Here is an 18,234-nt window from a genome sequence, read left to right on the forward strand (position 1 = left end):
AGGCTCCTCAGGCGTTGAGCATCGACTGCGCCATGCGCTCGGCGGTGGCCAAGGCAGCGGAGGTCATGATGTCGAGATTGCCGGCGTAGGCGGGCAAGTAATGGGCGGCGCCTTCGACCTCAAGGAACACCGAGGTCTTGAGCCCCGAGAAGGTGCCCAGGCCCGGAATGTGCAGCGGCGCCTGCTCGGGGATCACGTCGAACTGGATTGTTTGCTTGAGGCGATAGCCCGGCACATAGGCCTGCACCGCGGCCGCCATTTCTTCGATGGAGGCTTGGACCTGGGCTTGATCGGCGGCGTCCGACAGCACGAACACCGTGTCGCGCATCATCAAGGGTGGCTCCGCCGGGTTCATCACGATGATCGCCTTGCCCTTGCCGGCGCCGCCGAGGACTTCGATGGCCTTGGAGGTGGTCTCGGTGAACTCGTCGATGTTGGCCCGGGTGCCGGGTCCGGCGGACTTGCTGGCGATGGAGGCGACGATCTCAGCGTAATGCACCTTGGCGATGCGCGACACGGCGGCCACCATCGGGATCGTCGCTTGGCCGCCGCAGGTGACCATGTTGACGTTGAGCTGGTGCAGATTCTGCTCGAGGTTGACCACTGGCACGCAGTACGGGCCAATCGCCGCAGGCGTCAGGTCGATCAGGCGGATGCCGGGCTTGATGGCCCGCAGGTACGCGTCGTTGGCGACATGGGCGCCGGCCGAGGTGGCATCGAAGACGAAGTCGATGTCCTGGAATACCTCCATTCGCGCCAGGCCTTCAACCCCTTCGTGGGTGGTCGCCACGCCCATGCGTGCGGCACGGGCCAGGCCGTCGGAGGCCGGGTCGATGCCGACCATCACCGCCATTTCCAGGTGCCGGGCGTTGCGCAGGACCTTGATCATCAGGTCGGTGCCGATGTTGCCGGAGCCGATGATGGCGACCTTCAGTTTGTCAGTCATGGCCAGCGCTCCGTTCAAAGGCGGCGGTGACGCTGCCCAGGCCCTGGATATGGGCAGTAAACACATTGCCCGGTTGGGCCGCGACCATCGGCCCGAGGGCGCCGGTCAGGAGGATGTCGCCGGCGCGCAACGGCGCACCGAACCGGACCATGGTGTCGGCCAGCCACAGCGCCGCGTTCAACGGGTTGCCCAGGCACGCCGCACCGGCGCCCACCGATACCGGCTCGCCGCCTAGGGTCATGCTCATGCCGCAGCGCACCAGGTCCAGTTGCGCCAGTTGTACCGGGCGACTGCCGAGCACGAACAGGCCCGAGGAGGCGTTGTCGGCGATGGTGTCGACCAGGCGGATGTCCCACTGGGCGATACGGCTGCCCACCACTTCGATGGCCGGCAGGGCGAAGGCGGTGGCGCGGATCAGGTCGGCCATGGTGTGGCGCTCGTGGCACAGGTCGTGTTCCAGCACCAGGGCGATTTCCGCCTCGACTTTGGGCTGCTGGGTGTCACCCCAGGCAATCGGCTGATCGTCACCGCGGGCCATGCTGGCGAACAGTTGACCGAAGTCCGGCTGATCGACCCCCAGTTGCTGCTGGACCGCGTAGGAGGTCAGGCCGATCTTGCGCCCGACCGGACGTTGCCCGGCAGTAATGGCGGCTTGGGTGTTGTGGTGTTGCACGGCGTAGGCGAGGGCGACCGGGTCTGCCGTGGGATCCGCGGCGAGGGCGCTGGCGATCAGTTCGCGAACCGGCGGGCAGGGTTGCCCGTCGCGTTCGGCCTGGCGCAGCCGGTTGGCCGCTTCGATGAGAGCTGCATGCATGGACGAGACTCCGGGGCTCAAGGGTTGACGCAGATGGTGGTGATTTGCGAGTAGAAATCCAGGGAGTGGCGTCCCCCTTCACGGCCCAGTCCGGACAGGCGAGTGCCGCCAAACGGGGTGCGCAGGTCGCGCAAGAACCAGGTGTTGACCCAGACCATGCCGACCTCGAAACGCCTCGAAAGCCGGTGCGCGCGCTTCAGGTCACGGGTCCAGAGGGCGGTGGCGAGGCCATAGGTCGAGTCGTTGACCCGTTGCACCACTTCTTCATCGCGGTCGAACGGGGCGATATGGCATACCGGGCCGAACACTTCTTCGCGCACGCAACGGGCGTCGTCACTGAGATCAGTCCAGATGGTCGGTTGCACGTAGGCGCCGTTGTCGCGCTCGTCGCCGAAGTGCGGCACGCCGCCGCCCGTGACCAGGGTCGCGCCTTCGCTGCGGGCCAGTTCGAAGTAGCCCAGGACCTTGTCGCGGTGCTTGTGGGAAATCAACGAGCCCATGTTCACCCCGTCTTCATCCGGGTAGCCGATCTTCAGCGCCTCGGCCCCGGCTTTCATGGCGGCAACGAAGCGTTCGTAGATCGGTCGCTCCACATACACCCGCTCCGAGCACAGGCAGACCTGGCCTGAGTTGGTGAAGCTGGAGCGCAGGACGCCGGCCACTGCCGCGTCAAAATCGCAGTCGGCAAATACCACCGCGGCGTTCTTGCCACCCAGTTCGAACGACACGTCCCGGATGCCTTCGGCGGCGACTTTCATGATGGTTTCGCCGGTGCGCGACTCTCCGGTAAAGGTGATGGCGTCGACGTCCGGGTGGCGGGTCAGGAACTCACCGGCCGAGCCCGGGCCGAAGCCGTGTACCAGGTTGAACACGCCCGCCGGCAACCCGACTTCGTGCATCACCTCGGCCAGCAAGGTGGCGGTGGAAGGGGAGTCCTCGGAGGGCTTGATCACCACCGAGTTGCCACAGGCCAGGGCCGGGGCGACTTTCCAGGTCATCAGCAACATCGGCAGGTTCCACGGCGAGATGATCGCCACCACGCCATGGGGTTTGCGTACCGAGTAGCTGAAGACGTCGTTGCCATCGGCGGCGCGCATCTCGAAGCACTCGCTGCCGGCCTGGTTGATCAGTTCGGCGAAGGTGCGGAAGTTGTGAATACCCCGGGCGATGTCCAGGGTCCGCGCCTGCTGCACCGGACGCCCGGTGTCGGCCACTTCGGCGGCGACAAAGTCTTCGAAGCGGCGTTCGATGGCATCGGCGATACGCTGCAACACGGCGGCACGCTGGCTCGCGCTGTAGTCACCCCAGGGCCCGTGCTGCGCAGCCTTGGCCGCCGCGACGGCGCGTGCGACCAGGGCCTCGTCGGCTTCGCAGACCTGGCTGAGGGTCCGGCCATCGATGGGCGACACATTGGGGAAGGTCTGCTCGCTGGCGACGAATTCGCCCGAGATGTAATTACGCAGCAACTGCAGGGGTGCAGACACATCAACCTCCGGAAAACGTGGGTAGTCGGAGGGAGTGTAGGGAGGGTGGCTATTAGTGAATAATAAAAAGGTCGCGCCTTGATATGTCGATCTGGAATACCAGGTGAGCTGCCGAAGGTTGCGATCTTTCCAAATTTCCCCTATGGGAGTTGATCCGACTCGCTACGCGCTTGGTTCAGGCATTCGCGGAACAGCCGTGCTGCCGGCCCCAGGGCGCGGGTGTTGGAGAAGAAGCAGCCGATATCGCCAAACTGCAACGGCGCGCCGAGGTCGAAGGCCTTGAGCAGGCCGGCGCTGACAAACTGCTGCGAAGCCTCGTAGGGCATCAGCGCCACGGTCTGCTGGTCCTGCATCAGGGTGATGTTGGTGAGGATCGACAGCGACTCGACCACGTTGCCCGGGGTGCTCAGGTTGGCGTCGGCGAACAGCTTGTCGGCGGTGCGGCGCAGCAGGGAATCGCGGGTCGGCAGCACCCACGGGTAGGCGTGCAAATCGGCGAGGCTGACCGGTGCCTGACCCTGCAGTGGATGCTTGGCCCCGGCCACCACACTCAATTGCTCGGCATACAGCACCTCGACGTCGAGCATCGGCGACTCGTTGCGCCAGCGCCAGTCATCAGGTACCCGGCCCACCACCAGGTCCACTTCGCCCACGGCCAGCGCCGGGAACAACTGGTCCATCTGCCCGACCCGCAACGACACCAGCACCCCCGGTGCCTGTTGCTTGAGCAACTGCATGGCCCGGGGCAACAACGAGGTGGACGCGGAAATCAGCGTCCCGACCATCACGTGCCCCGAGGTGCCTTCCTGGAAGGCATTGACCTCGTCGGTCAGCGAGCGCAGTTCGGCCAGCAACGACTTGGCCCGGCGCACCACCAACTCACCCAGTTCGGTGGCGCTGACCCCGCGATTGCCACGAATCAGCAGCGGCGCGTCGAAGTACGATTCCAGCTCGTGAATGATCTTGGTCACCGCCGGCTGAGTCAGGTTCAGCGCCTGCGCAGCCCGGACCAGCGAGCCGCTTTGCAGCACCTGGTCGAACACCACCAACTGGTAGAACTTGAGCTTGCGCGCAACGGAAATGGTGGTGAACTTCATGCAGAGCCTCGGGAATCGCGTGGGTTCGACGGGGCGCTATAGGTATCACACTTCCGGTGTTTTCAGCAGCGGGGGAGGCTTTACGGGAGATGGTCGGCGGCGAAGTCCGCTTCCGAGCGGGCCAGCAGGCGACCCTTGCGGCAGGCCTGTTGGAAGCGCTCGAAGTCGCGCTCGTTCTGGTCCGAGTAGGCCTGGGCGTACTGGTACAGGGCGTCGGCCAGGGTATCGCTCTTGCCGATGTAGCCACTGATCAACGCTGCCTGCCCCGAGGCCTTGGCATGGGCGCGGGCCAGCGCCCGGCCGCAGGTGCGCGCGTAGGCGGCGAAGGTTTCGTCATCGAAGGTTTCCAGCTCCGCCGAGACCTTCATGTCCCGTAGCTGGCGCACGTAAAAATGCCGGCCGTGGGGGCCAGTGGTCCAACCCAGGAACAGGTCGCTGGCCGACTGCATCAAGCGTTGTCCCTCCACCACCCGCTGGCCGTTGTGGCGGGCGCGGGATTTGCTTTTGACATAGTCGGCGAGCACCGAGCGTCGGGCTTCCTTGATCTGCAGGAACAGCGGGCGCTCCTGATTGTCAGTCATCAGCGCCACCATGCAACGGGTGCCGACGCTGCCCACGCCAACGACCTTGAAGGCCAGGTCCTGCACCTGGAAACGTGCCAGCAACTCCCGGCGATCACCGGCCAGGGTGCTGCGATAATCGCGCATCAGGGTGTCATACAGCGGCCGCCAATCGGCCAGGCGCAACCAGGCGTCGTCGGCGTCGAGCAACGTGGTGGTGTTGTGCAAGTGGAAGATTTCCGGCAGGTCATCGCGAATCAGCAACCGGCCCTGGTTATCCCGCTCACAGATTTTCGGCAGCAACTCGGCATGGGTACGGCGCTCGGCTTTTTCCATGGCTCGCTGCACGTGCTCCAGGGTGTTGTCCGAGCGCGCCTGTCGCAGCAGATCGTCGTAGGTAATCGAGTCGTACCAGATTTCCAGGGCGCTCTGCTCGGCACACACCGCCATGCTCTGCTGGTAGGCGCCAATCAACTGACGGCAGACATTCTCCTCCACCGTCGCCCCATGGCGCAGGTCCCGCGCAGCAATCAGAAAACTCGCCACCAAGCGCTTGAGATCCCACTCCCAAGGGCCCGGATGGACCTCGTCGAAGTCATTGACGCTGAACAACAGATTGCGCTCCGGGGTGGCAAAACCGCCGAAGTTCATCAAGTGACAATCGCCACAGATCGTTGAGCGCAAACCCATGTCCGGCGTGCGGGACAGGTCGTGGGCCTGCAACAAGGCGTTGCCCCGGTAGAAAGTGAACGGCGACACCAGCATGCGCCCGTAACGCAAAGCCACCAACGACTGCACCCGGCCCTCGCTGGAAGCCCTGATCAACGGAATCGGATCGCGCTCGCTCTGCTGGTGCTGCGCCTGGGAACTGCGCGGGCAGTGCTTGCGTGCATCCTTGCCTAGTTTGAGACGGTCTTTGACGGTGGTCATGGAGTCCCTTGCGAAATGGGTTGTGCCGGCGAACGCTGGTTCAAACGCTAGCAGGAATCCAGGGCTTGGCCAGCCGCCAGGGTTGCTGCGCGGTGGCAAATCTTTTTGCCCTGTGCCGTCGATTTGCACAGCGGCCGTTCGACTACTTGTCAGGTCACCCAATCCAAAGGAGCAACCGCCATGCGATTCATGATCATCATCAAAGCCAGCCAGGATTCCGAAGCCGGCAAAATGCCCAGCGAAGCACTGTTGACCGAGATGGGCAATTACAACGAAGAACTGCTCAAGGCCGGGATCCTCCTCGCCGGCGAAGGCCTGCACCCCAGCAGCAAAGGCGCACGGGTGCGCTTTAGGGGGGACACGCACACAGTTATCGATGGGCCGTTTGCCGAGACCAAGGAGCTGATTGCCGGGTATTGGCTGTGGCAGGTGAAGTCGAAAGAGGAGGCGGTTGAATGGGTTAAGCGTTGCCCGAATCCGATGCCGGGGACTGAGGCTGAGATAGAGATTCGGCAAGTGTTTGAGATGGAGGATTTTGGGGCGGAGTTGACGCAGGAGTTGCGGGAGCAGGAGGAGCGGGTGTTTGGGGATGGGCGGGAGGGGGGGAGGAAGTGTTGAGGTGGGGGAGGCCCCCAATCAACTTTCTAACTCCAAGCGCCGCGCAGTAGCCGCGACGTTAGGGGCGATACATAGCACCCCAAATCCGACGGATTCAGCGCGCGCAGCACTTCCAAGCCTTCGCCGTAGCCCTCAGCGCGCCCAGCGCCCGGCGCGCAGTGGCCAGATCCCCCGCGAGCTCGATGCGCACCAGGGGTTTTTCTGCGCGCGCTGGGGTTGTGCGACTCCCTACTACTAGGAGTTAACAGCAGGGATGATCCGCCGCAGAAAGGCGCTACTCATGATCGTCTGAACAAAATACCAATAGCTCTTTAAAATCCCTGGGGAATGAAAGCCTTTGACGGGCTGAAGAAAAGTATTTTGCGCTCGGCAGCACGGGACTCGCGGCAACAGTTGGCTCGCTGAGTATGATGTGTCCGTGGACTTCTAGCGTAGAAAGCGCCAACCCCATCCGCGCAGCACAGGCTGCAAGGGGGGCACGATGACTCAGCAGTGAACAGGGATGGACATTACCGATGGTCAGCTCAGCTTTGCGGATATGGTGTGCAGTCAGTGTGCTGTGTATGGCCTCGTTCACGATGGTGACGTCCGAGTTCGCCCCCATAGGTTTGTTGTCGCAGATCTCATCCGACCTGGGTCAACCCCCGTCTACCGTCGGACTGACGGTGACGTTGTACGCATGGATCGGAGCAGCCAGCGGCTTGCTATCTAACTGGCTGAACCGCTGGATTCCCCGCAAGATGCTGCTGATCGCGTTGATGCTGATACTGGCCGTATCCAACGGCCTGGCGGCGCTATCCTCCGATTTTTCGACGCTGCTCGGCGCCCGCGCCGTTGGCGCATTGGCCCATGGCGTGTTCTGGGCAATCGTGGCTGCCACTGCTGCGCATATTGTGCCTGTGCATCGCATGGGGCTAGCCACCTCGATCGTGTTGGGCGGCATTACGACCGCCACGGTCATGGGCGTTCCCTTGATCAATCTGGTGGGCCAATACGATGGTTGGCGTACGGCCTTTGTGTGCCTGGCGTTGATGTGCGTTGCCTGCGCCGGTGCGATAGCACTGGTGCTCCCCACCATGCAGATTCAATCGCTTGCCAAGGGTATCGGGTTTGCAGCGGTACTGCGGCGTAGGGATTTGTTGATCACTTACATCATCACCGGGCTGACAGCGGCTGCGCATTTTGGGGCCTACACTTTCGTCGAACCGTTTATTGGCCAGGTACCTGGGATTACGGCGAACTTGATTGCTGTCTTGTTGTTCGCCTTCGGGGCCGCAGGTTTCCTGGGCAATCTGCTTAGTGCGCTCTTCATTGATCGCTTCTTGAGCGCTTTCATTCTGATAGCGTTAGTTGCGATGGCATTGGCCTTGGTGACCTTGGGCATTTACGGTCCCCTTCTGGGTATCGCGCCGGTGGTTATCTTGCTGGTGATCTGGGGTGTGGCCATTTCGGCTTTGTTTACCGGCCTGCAGACCTGGGTCTTGAGGATTGCCGGTGATCACACGGTACCGGCCACGGCAATCCATACAGCTGTACTGAATAGCGCGATCGGGCTAGGTGTGATTATCGGCGCAGAGGCGCTGGATGTGGCGGGGTTCAAGGGGGCGATGCTATCGGCCAGCGTGGTTATTGTCCCTGCCATCATCCTGATGGTTGGCGCAGGAGTTCGCGCTCGGACAGGACCAGTCGTCTTGTGAAGTAGGAGGGGTGAATTTCTTTGGCGAATACCTAAATTGCAGAGGTTTAGGTGTGCAGATTGGCTCGTCAAAACGGCCAGCAGCCTGGTTTGATTGATGGCGGATGCCGATAGGCTTCCAGTAACTGCTTTCTGGACATGCTCACTCCGCCAGCCATCTCCGGACGCCGATGTTCGATGTAATCCGCCAGGTTGTAGGCGCTTCGAACTTCGTCTTTATCGACATGCGCCAGCGCGACTTCGATTAGCTCCGGATCCTATCCATGCTCGTTCAGGATTGTGCTGGCTCGCTTGCTTACCATTGGGAATACCAAACCACCGGGCACTCAAACCACCTGGAAAGCTCCCCGCAGCCCTGAAATCCCCGTGCGCACTGAATTCCAGAAAAAAAGACGTCCTTGGACGTCTTTAGATGGGCCGGGGTAAGTTGAATCCGTTAAGTAAATTATTGATATATAAAATTAATAACGGTTTTAATTTTTAGTTGGAGTACCAATTGGAATACTGCACTCCACTTGACCACCTGTTTGCATTCGATCTGACCAGCAAGCTTCGTAACCATGATTGGCAGTGAACTACCCTAATCTGAGGCTCGCCAAGACCTAGACTCGGTCAAAAGCAGCATGTCGGGTTTTTCTAAGGCATCAGGGGCAATTCATCCCTACCACTTCACCCCGTCCAAAGCGTTTCGGCTTTCGACATTAATCATCCTGATACGGGGGTGATTTTCACCGCATCAATTAACTCCAGAGCCTGCTTGGAGGCCTCGCGGAGGGGCTACCACTCATCTTGGTTGAAGATCAACCAATCACCGTAACGAACAGCTGCCTCAGACTACGAATTGTTCACCCAGCAGACCTGCTGGGCGGAGCCCGAATTGAATCGCCGTTGCGACCCCACAGATTGTAGGAGCCTCATTTAGAGGCGGCATCGTTCCCGACCACGCCTCACACTCCGGACAGTAAGGGATTGCGTTTCGTTTTTCGTCGGCGCTCATCACTACGAAGGTAAATCCCTGAAATGCCTCGCACGCCGCATCCTTTGGCTTCTAGTCGCCATTGACGAACGACCCGCAGCGCCAAACCGAGTACATTCGCTACGTCCAATGGATGGTAGAAATGCGTTCAAAAAAACCACTTGCGTACGGCTTTTTGCCGTACTATAGTGGCTGCTGAGCGTAGAGCTCACCATAAATTATCTAAATCTGAAAATATGAGAATATAAAATGACTTCAATAATATTTGTTATAGAAAGTAACTTCGATATATCTAGCCAATCCCCAGTTTCTTTAGAAAGAAATAGATCAATATCTGGGCATCTAAGGTGCATCCAATCTCGAAATTTAAAAACATAGTGAAATATAAATTCATTATTAAATTTCTAGGAGATAAATATGTCTGGTAAAACCAAGCTGACTGTACAGCTTCCCGATGAAGCCATTGGGCACATTGAAGAATTAGCAAAGCTTTTAAGCGTATCGAGAACCGACGCTATTAGGCGAGCACTGAAAACCGAATTATTCCTGCTCAAGGAACAAAGGGCAGGGAAAAAAATTCTTCTACGGGACGAGAAGAATGACTCAACCATGGAGGTTGTAATGCTATGAACATCAACAAAGGAAATTTGTCATGCACCATGATTCAAATGCTGATGCCCCTCACATTGACCTGTCAATTGAGGAATTCGACAAGCCACCCAAACATATGGGGGAAGTATCGCTAAAGCCCTACGAGCCTCAGCCGTCGGAAAGTGATTATAAGGTGACCGACTGGTCAACTGAATCAACGACTGAAGTGCCGGGCCTCACGGACATCACTACCCGCCCATACGATTCACGCCCTCATGATGACCACGCCAGAAGGCTGCTTGCTTACAGCCTTGTCCTGTTGCTGGCCCTTGTAACTTTGGGTGCGATGACCCTTTTTGTTATTCCTGGAACTGACCAAGAAGCGCTTAAAAACCTTCTGAATCAAATCCTGGGCCCGTTGGTAGCACTGGTTTCAGCCGCGACCGGTTTTTATTTTGCGACAAAACGGGAGTGATGCTGCACAAAGCCCGCTCGGTGGAGCGGGCTTTATTCTCTTCAAAAAACACTGAATTGCACTGGATGAATAACCCTAATTTCTAGACTTTGTGACTGATCAGTTTCGATTGCTGCCGGTTACGACCGACTATCCCAAGCTTGTCGGTAATAGATTGGAACATCTAATCCTGAAGACCTTACAAACAAACGCCTACAACAACGCTATTCAGCAATGCGGTAGGAGGGCGGAGGTGTGGCGCGTAGGGATGTGCTCCATCCCCACAGGCCACGAATAGATTGGCTCTAGCGCTGTTCGATAGCCTCTTCAATCCAGCCCGCCAGATTTTCATCGATGTCATTGTAGGCATCGCCCGACTTAGGATTGAAAACCAATGGTTTGACGACCTTGTCGCCTATCTTGAAGGTGGTCTGATCAAAAGGGTTAACACCCTGAGTCGACTTCCCGTTGTTCGGGCATGAGAGGTTGTGGATATACACTCCCAGTAGAGCCTTGCCGTCTTCCCAGGCCTTCTTGATTTCATACTGAACCCAAGGTCGCTTAGAGGTATCCTTGCCAATCAGAACCACGACGCAGGATTTACCGTTCATGTTGTCGTTGATCCATTTCTTGATCGCCGCATCACCCGCATTTTTTACTTTTTCCCACTCGTTGACCGTGACTTCAGTGTTTCCTTCAATCACTCCCATGTTGCGAATTTGCTGAACACGCATTACGTCGTTGTCAAAGTGGAAGCTGTAGAACACCTTACGCTTAGCCATGCTTATCTTCCCAGGCGGTTAAGAATTGCGATGATCTTATTCACGATCTCTTTATGTTTTATCTGTGGGTCACAGATCTCTTCGAGCATTGGGTGGATCCACTCGATACCTTGGAAAAGCTCGGGCTTTTCAGAAATCATTTTCCAGACCGATTGAGCAGCAAAGCCTGTGGCGCCAACCGGAATGACGATGCAACCCTTGTCGATCGCGATCTCCGCCTCCCGAATGACCCCGCCGGCTTCCATAATCTTGCCGTCCACGTCACGCTTGTTGCCAAACAGGAAGATAGCAATGCCGGTGAGACCGATCATGCGCTGACGGTACTGCTCCCAGAGCTGCTTCAGGTCGGCGGTTTTCGTGGCTACCTGAGGGAAAGGCCGCATGATCAACTGGTCTTCGGAATACTTTTCGGGATTGGCATAGATCGCCTCCAATGCACCATTGATGACGGCGCTCCCAACCCCCCAACCAAATCCGTTCACAACACGCAGGTTGTTTTTAACCAGCGAAGCGGAGAGGGTGTGAATGAACTCTTGGGCTTCCTGCTGACCCCAATCCCCAAAGTCCTCGGCACTCCCTGAAATGAATACAGTTTTCTTGAGAAAACGGCTTTCGATCTCCTGCAGGATCGCCGGAACGTCCTCATATTGATCGATGAGCAGCGACTGGATGCCATAACGCTTGAGGTCATCAATGCGCAGATCCTGTTTACGGCGCTTGTAGGCCTGGACCTCATCATCATCCTTGGGGTCGATAGGTTCGCGGCGAACAAAGCAGTAGTGGTTGCGCTTTGTGGTGGTATGGAGTCGGCTGAGCACGTAGTCCAGATTCGGATCGGTGAAGCTGAATCCGATGAACAAGAAGGTCTTTGAAACGAGGTCGCCACTCAGGGCCGTAACGAACGACTCATGGGTGCGGTAGTAACGCTCGTACTGCTCTTTGTAGAGGATAGCGGCGTTCGAGTGATGGGCATCACCATGCATTTTGTACACCACCGCATCCCGCTTCGGGCGGGTGGTATTGAGCTGTTCAACGCTGTGTTTGACGTCAGGAACCTTGAAGGTGCGCTTCAGTGCATCTTCGATCAAGGTGTCGTAGTTGGTCGTCCAATAGGTGCGAATCGGCAACCGCGCCAAGATCTCGTGAGTAATGGAGGGCTCAGCCTGCTCAGAAAATTCCTCTAGGATTTTTCGTGAGAGCTTAGCCGGCCCCTTGAGCTTGTTGACATGAAACTGAGCAAGAGAAATCAAGTCGTCTTCTTGCTCGATTTTCAGGTCAAGCTCGTCGGCGATGTCCCTCAAGAGCTCCTTCCAGTCGACAAACCCCGCACTTTTAGACATGCCTGCGCCCGCGAACACTGCGGCGTTGTCCTCACTCAGGTCTTTTACAAATTCTTTGATAAACGAATTGATTTCGCCAGAAAACGCCATGTCTACATCCTTGTGACGACCATTTTACGAAAATTGGGAGCACAACCGCGCGCACCTGGAATGGCCAAATGGTTAAGTTTTTTCAGCTGCGTCTAGACAACTTAAGGCTTGCAGACGGGAGGAGTGAGGCAGAGAGCAACCGTAGGGCCCTTAGATATCACAGAGACTATCCCGGCTATCAAGCCTGCGCAACAGGCTTTCCGGCGCGTCATTCCTTAATCGCTTCCAGACCAATAGAGCGGTGAGCCGATAGTAATACCGGGTGACGTCGGAGTGGTCTTTCAGGTGCTGAGTGAGAAACCAGCGCACATGCTTGAGCTGCCAGGTCCAGGGATTGTCTCGCTTCCATCGTCGTTGAATGGCCGCTTGCATGATTCGGGCTTGGCGTAAGTGTCGTTGCTGGGTGGCCTTCGAGCCAGTCAGTACGCCACTCAGGAACAGCGCCATATCGAAGGGCTTGGTCACGCTCGACCTCCAATGTAGGCCGACACCACATCGATCCGGTTATGCCCGAGCTCATGACTGAGCTGTTGGCGCGCCTGTTGATCCAGGTCGCGGTCAATGCGATAGCAGTGGCCACCATTGACCGGTGCGGGGTGGCCCGTGAGCTGCTCGTAACGTTCGCAGGCGTAGGCCGCTCGGAGTTCATGGAAACCCTTCAGCCCGTGTTCATGCAGCGTTTCGCGGGCGGGGAGCACGGTCTGTTGCAGGAACGCGGCGTAGCTTTCGTCGCGGGCTAGCAAGTTGCGGCTACGGGGCGGCGACGCATGACGAGCTAACTGCAGCGCCGCCTTCACCGCTTCATTGGCCACAACCCATCGTGGCGCTGATGCCCCTGAGCGGCCGCCTTTGGTGCCGTCCTGGATGTTGATGCGGCCTAAGTGTTCGGCTTCGCGGTGCAAGCGTGGCAGGTCAGCCAGGATCGCTTCGCGCAGGCGCATACCGGTTGTTCGGGCCAGCAGGACAATCGCGGCCACCCGCTCGTGTTGCTGTTCACCAAGCGCCTCAAGCACTCGCCGCACCTGTTGGCGGTCTTGGCCATCCGGTGCGCGGGTGCGTACGCTCGAGCGCTTCTGTCCCAACGCCTGACTCGGGCTGGCGATCCTCACGTCCTGATCACCGCGCAGCGCCGCGAGGGTGCGGTTGACGCTGCTCAGGCGGTTCTGCGCGGTGGCGATGCAGAGTTCACCTTGCTTTATCTGCTGACGCAGGTAATCGGCGTAGTCCTGCAGCGTCTGTCGGTCGATCTGGCGCGCATCGTTGTAGCCGGGGCCGTCCTCTGACCGACACCAACGCACGAACGCTTGCCAGCGATCGCTATGCGCTTTGACCGTGGCGAAGTGGCCACCGGCAAATAGATCCTTTAGCGCTTGTGGGCCGGCGTAGCTTAGCTGGCGGCCGTAGCCGAAGTTGCGACCATCACGCCGACCGACCAGTGCCATTGTCATCACCGTTTTCGTTTGTTTGTAGAAAGAGCAGCAAGGCTTTCCAGTGAGGGCTGAGCCTGTCCATCTGCCGCCAGTGCGTCGGGCGGATCAGAAGGGTGTTCTCGTGGTGTTGCAGCTGTGCCCCTTCCTCACGCAGTTGCTCGATCAGCAGGGCGATGTGGGCAGGGTCTAGGGGTGGTGTGGCGACAGTGGCGACAGTGGCGACAACCTGCGTCGTTTCTGGCCTGGCACGTGGCGACAGGGTGGCGACAGTGGCGGCGACACGCCGCGATGCTGGTTGCGATTGATGTTGCGCCTGATAGCGGCGCACCGCGTCATTGAGGCGAAACATGGCGGACCTCGAAAGTTTTTCCGTCGCGGCTGCTCAGCCAGCAATGAGTGATCAGCTCGACGAATAAAGTGGCGGTATGGTCAGCGCTCTTACGGGCAAAACGAGGGCCGTTGCGATTGACGTCGCGGACGGTGAAGTGAGTCCAGCCTTTCTGCACCAGCCAGCGCAACAGCCGATCCGCCTCTTCGCGTCGGCTATTTACCGGCTCTTGTTCGGTCAAGCGCTGGATCTCGGCCAGGTAGTAATCCATCAACGTGGAGGCGCGCTGGATGTGTGCTTCCTCCAACTGACTGGCCTCTTCAACCATGGCCAGCACGCCCGCGATGCGCAGCACATTCGCCGCGGCCTTGCCCGCGACAGGCTGGACGCCGGCCAGCTCGCCGAACTCGCCAGACTGGCACTCGATGGTGTCGTGAATATCAATCCAGGCCCGGCGGGCACGGGACGTCAGCTCCAGCGCGGCAGGATTGAGTGAGCCATCCTTGTGGAGTGACCAGGGCTTTTGCAGTAGGGCGGTGATTCGCTGTTGGTAGCGCTGGACTTTGGCATCTCGGGTCAGGTCGATTGCCTTGTAGAGACGCTGGCCGGCCAGGCGCTCGGGCCAACTGATCAGGCAACGGCCGAGGATGCCTTGGCCATTGATCACCGGGTCTTTGAACAGCTGGTTGGCGAGGTAGGGTTGCAGCATCAGATGCAGGCTGAGGCGGCGGTCATAGGCGCGCAGGCTTTCTCCGGCCATAGAGCGGGCCCGGTCGATAGGGCTGCCATCCCACAGTGTCGACAAGGTGGTGATCGCCTTGAGCAGATTCTCTTTGCTCATGGTGCTGCTGCCCAAGAACTGGCCACCTTCATCATTGAACAAGCCCATGCTGGGCAAGCCATGGCACAAGCTTTTGACCAGAGCCTCAATGGTCGGCTCGGCAATGATCAATCTCGGTGGTACCGGCTCGGACAGCTCACCGTCTTTCGCCTCAGCACGCTCTGTTGAGGTTTTGGGTTTGGCCATGACGCTGGTAGCGGCTCGATAGGCTTTGAGCTTTTCCGCATACAGGGTCCACTGCTGCCGCTCCCAGTCGCGCGCCGCCCTTAATGCCAGGTGATCCACCGCACTTTTGCGATCACCCGAGGACGCCACCGTCAGTAGGTAGAGGGACAGCGGATAGGTTCGGCCGTCGAGTTGGACATTGGCATGGCCCTGACTCACCAGGGCAGTAGAAGCCAGCACCGATTGCGCGGCCATGGCGTAGGGCACGCCGATCACCTCGGCCAATCGTTCGACCGCAGGGCCTAACAGATCCCCGAGTGCTTCGACTGGGTAGGGCAGTGGCGCCTGCTGGTATTCCAGCAATGGTTGTGGTGGCTCGAACGCTTCGCGCAGTTGCATCGCCATTCTCCTGAGATTATCGACTTCGTCCTCACTCATCCCGCCACGGTTGTTGAGTGTTATCAGGGATCAAGGCCCCTGCGACCTGTGAGGTTTGTCCACTAACGCGGGACTGGCGGCTCCTTACGACCGGGAGCTTGGGCATCTCATGATCTGGCCTCCTGAACACCGATAGCGGTGGGCGGGTGGAGGCTGCACTGGCTGACGAGACCAGTGCCGCGAGATCCTGAGTCAGGTGAAGGCAGTGAGGCGATGACCGGGGCATGCCTGACTGTCAGTCAGGTGCAGTCCATTCCTTGGGCTGCGGCACCATCATCGGCATCGCTGTGGCGAGTGAGCATTCGGTGTTTGTCACGCCGATTGTCACGAGGGGGAAAGCCGCAAAGGCCCGTGTGAGCGGGGCTGCAGCAGTGGTAGGAGCGCCCGTCTCTTTAGGAGGCAAAGAGACGGGCAACAGGTTGGCGCAAGGAAATGGCCAAGCGGATAGGTTGCTGCAGGGCAGCTATAAAGAGGTATGAGTTGCCGCAGTGGCACTCTGGTAGAAGTAGGCATCCATCACATCACTGTGAGCGTGCGAGCCGCCGGACGCTAATCGCACTTGGGGAGAACCACCACGATGTGGCGTAGCCTCAAAGGTTCTGGCTACCTGGGTGCTGTCGAGGACAGCGCTGGTACGGTTCTGGTTTAGCGCTCGTTCTACTCACGGTCAACCATATTTTGGAGGCGACTCTTGCGCCAATCGGTAGTGCTAGAAGACCTTGGAGTCCGGTGGTTTTCCATAGCCGGGTGGTCGTTTGTCGGTTTTTAATGTGAGCCTGCGTAATTGCATGGACTTGACCACCCATTTGCATCGTCACTGACCAGTCAATTGCATTCGTGCTGATCAACCGTTTGCATTCGACTTGACCAGCAAACGCCGTAGTGACGACCGGCGGAGAACGGCCAGAAGCGGTCATCAAGTATCTAGGAAGTCCGGGGCGACTCACCCATTGTTTCTCCTCCCTGCTCTACGCTAGTCTCAATGCTTGGTTGATCCACCACGCAAAAGGGACTTTCCGCTATGGCATACAACTGCCGTACCTTTGCAAACAGCGCACTACTATGCGTCGAGCTCCCCAAGAAAATGGTCAAAGACTGCTTAAGCGGTGATTAAATCCACTATTTTGGCTCTCAGGACGTTCCGTGCACCACGGGCTGCTCATTAGCAATAACTTAGATACCAAGGAAAATTTATGCCGATAATATTCTGCAATATTGGCTGGATGGAGCGCTACGACGGCATAGATGGGGACTCTATCCAGCGAGGCGGCTCGTACAATAATGATTCGATTGGGCATGAGGTCTGCAACTTTACCAATGCAAATGGAAAAGTCTATGGATACGTTCAGTCTACCGGTCGCATTAGTGTCGAAAAGTTAGGGGCCAAAAAGGGCGAGGAATATGCAGATGGCGTAACTGTTGTATGGACTGCCGGACCAGATAGTGGCGGCACAGCAGTGGTCGGTTGGTACAAGAACGCAACCGTTTATCGCGAGCGTCAGCGGATTAGTAAGCCATCAAAAACCCACAAAAAAAATGAAATAGAAGTCTATCGAATTTCAGCATCTGCTGGCGATGCTAGGTTACTGCCTGCTTACGAACGCGAGTTCATGATCCCGCGCGCGGTGAAAGGAGGTATTGGTCAAAGCAATGTCTGGTACGCGGACAAACCAGAAAGTGCGGAGTTAGTCGATAAGGTCCTTCTCCTGATTGAACGAGACACCAAGCCCGATAGACTGCCAGACGTGGATGCGGAAGCGTTTGGATCAGAGGGAAATCCTCGACTAGTTTCACATTTCCGCCGTGAGAGAAACAGCACCATCGTCAAAAAGAAGAGAGCAGCGGTTTTGGCCGCAACTGGTGCACTGTGCTGTGAGGTTTGTGGCTTCAACTTTGAAAAGGTATACGGAGAGTATGGTGAAAAATTCTGTGAGGTCCACCACCTCACCCCTCTGCACAAGTCAGATCGCAATACTAAAACAAAGCTTAGCGAGCTGGCTGTAGTTTGCTCAAATTGTCATCGAATTATTCACCGAATGAGCCCCATGCCAAGCATTAGCGGGTTAAGAAAGGTGGTTGTTGATAACTAAATGAAAATAGGCCTGCGCTCGACTCCTCATTAAGAAAAATGAACAAGTCGTGTGTTGGACGCAGAAAATGGTAACTGATATGACTAAGCATACGCAACCAGAAAAGAAGCAGAGAGCTATAAAAAGACTTGCGGAAATATTTCGTGATCATTGGGAGGAAAGTAGGGTTGGTAGCACCAGAATTTTTGAGCACGTAATACCTGATGAGTGGCTGATATGCGGAAAATCATCAAGCGGAGGAAAGTATAGAGAACACATTGTGCCGTGTGTCCTCATCCGTGACCAAAGCATAAAAATGTATCAAGAAGGCAAGATGATCGAAGATGTGGAAAAGATGATTGAGAGGCATCTTGCGATTGTTCTTATTTCAGAAGAAGAAAAAGATCGGCTGGATAAACAACGTGGCTGGAAAACGACCATGCCTGAAGGTTGGGTGTTTGGATCTGGGGATCCATTTGCGCGATTGACCTTATCTGGAATTGAGTTTTCCTGAGAGTACGTCTAAATCGTTCACTTGTAACTGGGTAGCTGCATGACGCGGTCTCATCTCAACCTGAACGAAGC

The 18,234-nt window shown here is 57.7% G+C and carries 17 protein-coding genes and 1 pseudogene; 6 read left to right on the top strand and 12 right to left on the bottom strand.

Translation table 11 applies throughout. From position 1 onward, the window contains the following. Positions 1-7: 7 nt before the first annotated feature. The 5 genes from ACM6IP_RS18380 to ACM6IP_RS18400 all read right to left on the bottom strand — a co-directional run bounded on the left by ACM6IP_RS18380 (position 8) and on the right by ACM6IP_RS18400 (position 5,831). Complete coding sequence (locus ACM6IP_RS18380; RefSeq protein WP_095169508.1) at positions 8-946, bottom strand: acetaldehyde dehydrogenase (acetylating); 939 nt, start codon at positions 944-946, stop codon at positions 8-10. Then, positions 939-1,760: a fumarylacetoacetate hydrolase family protein gene (locus ACM6IP_RS18385; protein ID WP_414862013.1), complete on the bottom strand. Its 822-nt coding sequence runs from the start codon at positions 1,758-1,760 to the stop codon at positions 939-941. The genes ACM6IP_RS18380 and ACM6IP_RS18385 overlap by 8 nt, the downstream gene beginning before the upstream one ends. A 17-nt stretch (positions 1,761-1,777) precedes the next feature. Beyond that, positions 1,778-3,232, bottom strand: a complete 1,455-nt coding sequence (locus ACM6IP_RS18390) for a 2-hydroxymuconic semialdehyde dehydrogenase (protein WP_414862026.1) — start codon at positions 3,230-3,232, stop codon at positions 1,778-1,780. Positions 3,233-3,384: 152 nt separating this feature from the next. Further along, positions 3,385-4,341, bottom strand: coding sequence for a LysR substrate-binding domain-containing protein (locus ACM6IP_RS18395; RefSeq protein WP_320333613.1), 957 nt, complete (start codon positions 4,339-4,341; stop codon positions 3,385-3,387). An 80-nt stretch (positions 4,342-4,421) separates the two neighbouring features. Next, positions 4,422-5,831: a DUF2252 domain-containing protein gene (locus ACM6IP_RS18400; RefSeq protein ID WP_414862014.1), complete on the bottom strand. Its 1,410-nt coding sequence runs from the start codon at positions 5,829-5,831 to the stop codon at positions 4,422-4,424. Between the two features lie 180 nt (positions 5,832-6,011). Here ACM6IP_RS18400 and ACM6IP_RS18405 point away from each other — a divergent pair, with 180 nt between their 5' ends. Together ACM6IP_RS18405 and ACM6IP_RS18410 are read left to right on the top strand one after the other, a co-directional pair. Beyond that, the gene (locus ACM6IP_RS18405) at positions 6,012-6,449 is read left to right on the top strand and encodes a YciI family protein (protein WP_320333615.1); all 438 of its coding nucleotides are present in this window, start codon (positions 6,012-6,014) and stop codon (positions 6,447-6,449) included. A gap of 563 nt (positions 6,450-7,012) precedes the next feature. Beyond that, positions 7,013-8,146, top strand: a complete 1,134-nt coding sequence (locus ACM6IP_RS18410) for an MFS transporter (RefSeq protein WP_414862015.1) — start codon at positions 7,013-7,015, stop codon at positions 8,144-8,146. Between the two features lie 83 nt (positions 8,147-8,229). Here ACM6IP_RS18410 and ACM6IP_RS18415 read toward each other — a convergent pair. Then, positions 8,230-8,432 (bottom strand): annotated as a pseudogene (locus tag ACM6IP_RS18415) (integrase); the annotation flags it as partial. A 1,106-nt stretch (positions 8,433-9,538) separates the two neighbouring features. On the opposite strand from ACM6IP_RS18415, the gene ACM6IP_RS18420 reads away from it, so the two are divergent. After that, complete coding sequence (locus ACM6IP_RS18420; protein ID WP_414862016.1) at positions 9,539-9,751, top strand: ribbon-helix-helix protein, CopG family; 213 nt, start codon at positions 9,539-9,541, stop codon at positions 9,749-9,751. A 22-nt stretch (positions 9,752-9,773) separates the two neighbouring features. Beyond that, positions 9,774-10,187: a hypothetical protein gene (locus tag ACM6IP_RS18425; RefSeq protein ID WP_414862017.1), complete on the top strand. Its 414-nt coding sequence runs from the start codon at positions 9,774-9,776 to the stop codon at positions 10,185-10,187. Positions 10,188-10,471: 284 nt separating this feature from the next. On the opposite strand, the gene ACM6IP_RS18430 is transcribed toward ACM6IP_RS18425, so the two are convergent. The 6 genes from ACM6IP_RS18430 to ACM6IP_RS18455 all read right to left on the bottom strand — a co-directional run bounded on the left by ACM6IP_RS18430 (position 10,472) and on the right by ACM6IP_RS18455 (position 15,541). Further along, complete coding sequence (locus ACM6IP_RS18430) at positions 10,472-10,948, bottom strand: TIR domain-containing protein (RefSeq protein WP_414862018.1); 477 nt, start codon at positions 10,946-10,948, stop codon at positions 10,472-10,474. Between the two features lie 2 nt (positions 10,949-10,950). Then, positions 10,951-12,378: an SIR2 family protein gene (locus ACM6IP_RS18435; protein ID WP_414862019.1), complete on the bottom strand. Its 1,428-nt coding sequence runs from the start codon at positions 12,376-12,378 to the stop codon at positions 10,951-10,953. Between the two features lie 150 nt (positions 12,379-12,528). Continuing rightward, positions 12,529-12,843: a hypothetical protein gene (locus ACM6IP_RS18440; protein WP_414862020.1), complete on the bottom strand. Its 315-nt coding sequence runs from the start codon at positions 12,841-12,843 to the stop codon at positions 12,529-12,531. Further along, positions 12,840-13,820: an integrase domain-containing protein gene (locus ACM6IP_RS18445; RefSeq protein WP_414862027.1), complete on the bottom strand. Its 981-nt coding sequence runs from the start codon at positions 13,818-13,820 to the stop codon at positions 12,840-12,842. The genes ACM6IP_RS18440 and ACM6IP_RS18445 overlap by 4 nt, the downstream gene beginning before the upstream one ends. Continuing rightward, positions 13,798-14,157 carry a hypothetical protein gene (locus ACM6IP_RS18450; protein ID WP_414862021.1) on the bottom strand — a complete coding sequence of 120 codons (360 nt, stop codon included), beginning with the start codon at positions 14,155-14,157 and terminating at the stop codon, positions 13,798-13,800. The genes ACM6IP_RS18445 and ACM6IP_RS18450 overlap by 23 nt, the downstream gene beginning before the upstream one ends. Then, a complete protein-coding gene (locus ACM6IP_RS18455) occupies positions 14,141-15,541 on the bottom strand; it encodes a YfjI family protein (RefSeq protein ID WP_414862022.1) in 1,401 nt (466 codons plus the stop codon). Before ACM6IP_RS18455 ends, ACM6IP_RS18450 begins: the two co-directional genes overlap by 17 nt. A 1,232-nt stretch (positions 15,542-16,773) precedes the next feature. Here ACM6IP_RS18455 and ACM6IP_RS18460 point away from each other — a divergent pair. Then, entirely contained in the window at positions 16,774-17,670 is an 897-nt protein-coding gene (locus ACM6IP_RS18460) for an HNH endonuclease (protein WP_414862023.1), read from the top strand. Between the two features lie 79 nt (positions 17,671-17,749). Then, positions 17,750-18,163, top strand: coding sequence for a hypothetical protein (locus tag ACM6IP_RS18465; protein ID WP_141228989.1), 414 nt, complete (start codon positions 17,750-17,752; stop codon positions 18,161-18,163). Positions 18,164-18,234 lie beyond the last annotated feature (71 nt).

The sequence above is a fragment of the Pseudomonas sp. IT-P176 genome (assembly GCF_949767245.1).
GTDB lineage: Bacteria > Pseudomonadota > Gammaproteobacteria > Pseudomonadales > Pseudomonadaceae > Aquipseudomonas.

Coding starts and splice junctions, on each gene's coding strand:
- ACM6IP_RS18465 (WP_141228989.1), top strand. CDS start 17,750: ATGACTAAGCATACGCAACCAGAAAAGAAGCAGAGAGCTATAAAAAGA.
- ACM6IP_RS18405 (WP_320333615.1), top strand. CDS start 6,012: ATGCGATTCATGATCATCATCAAAGCCAGCCAGGATTCCGAAGCCGGC.
- ACM6IP_RS18410 (WP_414862015.1), top strand. CDS start 7,013: ATGGCCTCGTTCACGATGGTGACGTCCGAGTTCGCCCCCATAGGTTTG.
- ACM6IP_RS18425 (WP_414862017.1), top strand. CDS start 9,774: ATGCACCATGATTCAAATGCTGATGCCCCTCACATTGACCTGTCAATT.
- ACM6IP_RS18385 (WP_414862013.1), bottom strand. CDS start 1,760: ATGCATGCAGCTCTCATCGAAGCGGCCAACCGGCTGCGCCAGGCCGAA.
- ACM6IP_RS18460 (WP_414862023.1), top strand. CDS start 16,774: ATGCCGATAATATTCTGCAATATTGGCTGGATGGAGCGCTACGACGGC.
- ACM6IP_RS18380 (WP_095169508.1), bottom strand. CDS start 946: ATGACTGACAAACTGAAGGTCGCCATCATCGGCTCCGGCAACATCGGC.
- ACM6IP_RS18395 (WP_320333613.1), bottom strand. CDS start 4,341: ATGAAGTTCACCACCATTTCCGTTGCGCGCAAGCTCAAGTTCTACCAG.
- ACM6IP_RS18455 (WP_414862022.1), bottom strand. CDS start 15,541: ATGCAACTGCGCGAAGCGTTCGAGCCACCACAACCATTGCTGGAATAC.
- ACM6IP_RS18420 (WP_414862016.1), top strand. CDS start 9,539: ATGTCTGGTAAAACCAAGCTGACTGTACAGCTTCCCGATGAAGCCATT.
- ACM6IP_RS18445 (WP_414862027.1), bottom strand. CDS start 13,820: ATGGCACTGGTCGGTCGGCGTGATGGTCGCAACTTCGGCTACGGCCGC.
- ACM6IP_RS18400 (WP_414862014.1), bottom strand. CDS start 5,831: ATGACCACCGTCAAAGACCGTCTCAAACTAGGCAAGGATGCACGCAAG.
- ACM6IP_RS18450 (WP_414862021.1), bottom strand. CDS start 14,157: ATGTTTCGCCTCAATGACGCGGTGCGCCGCTATCAGGCGCAACATCAA.
- ACM6IP_RS18430 (WP_414862018.1), bottom strand. CDS start 10,948: ATGGCTAAGCGTAAGGTGTTCTACAGCTTCCACTTTGACAACGACGTA.
- ACM6IP_RS18435 (WP_414862019.1), bottom strand. CDS start 12,378: ATGGCGTTTTCTGGCGAAATCAATTCGTTTATCAAAGAATTTGTAAAA.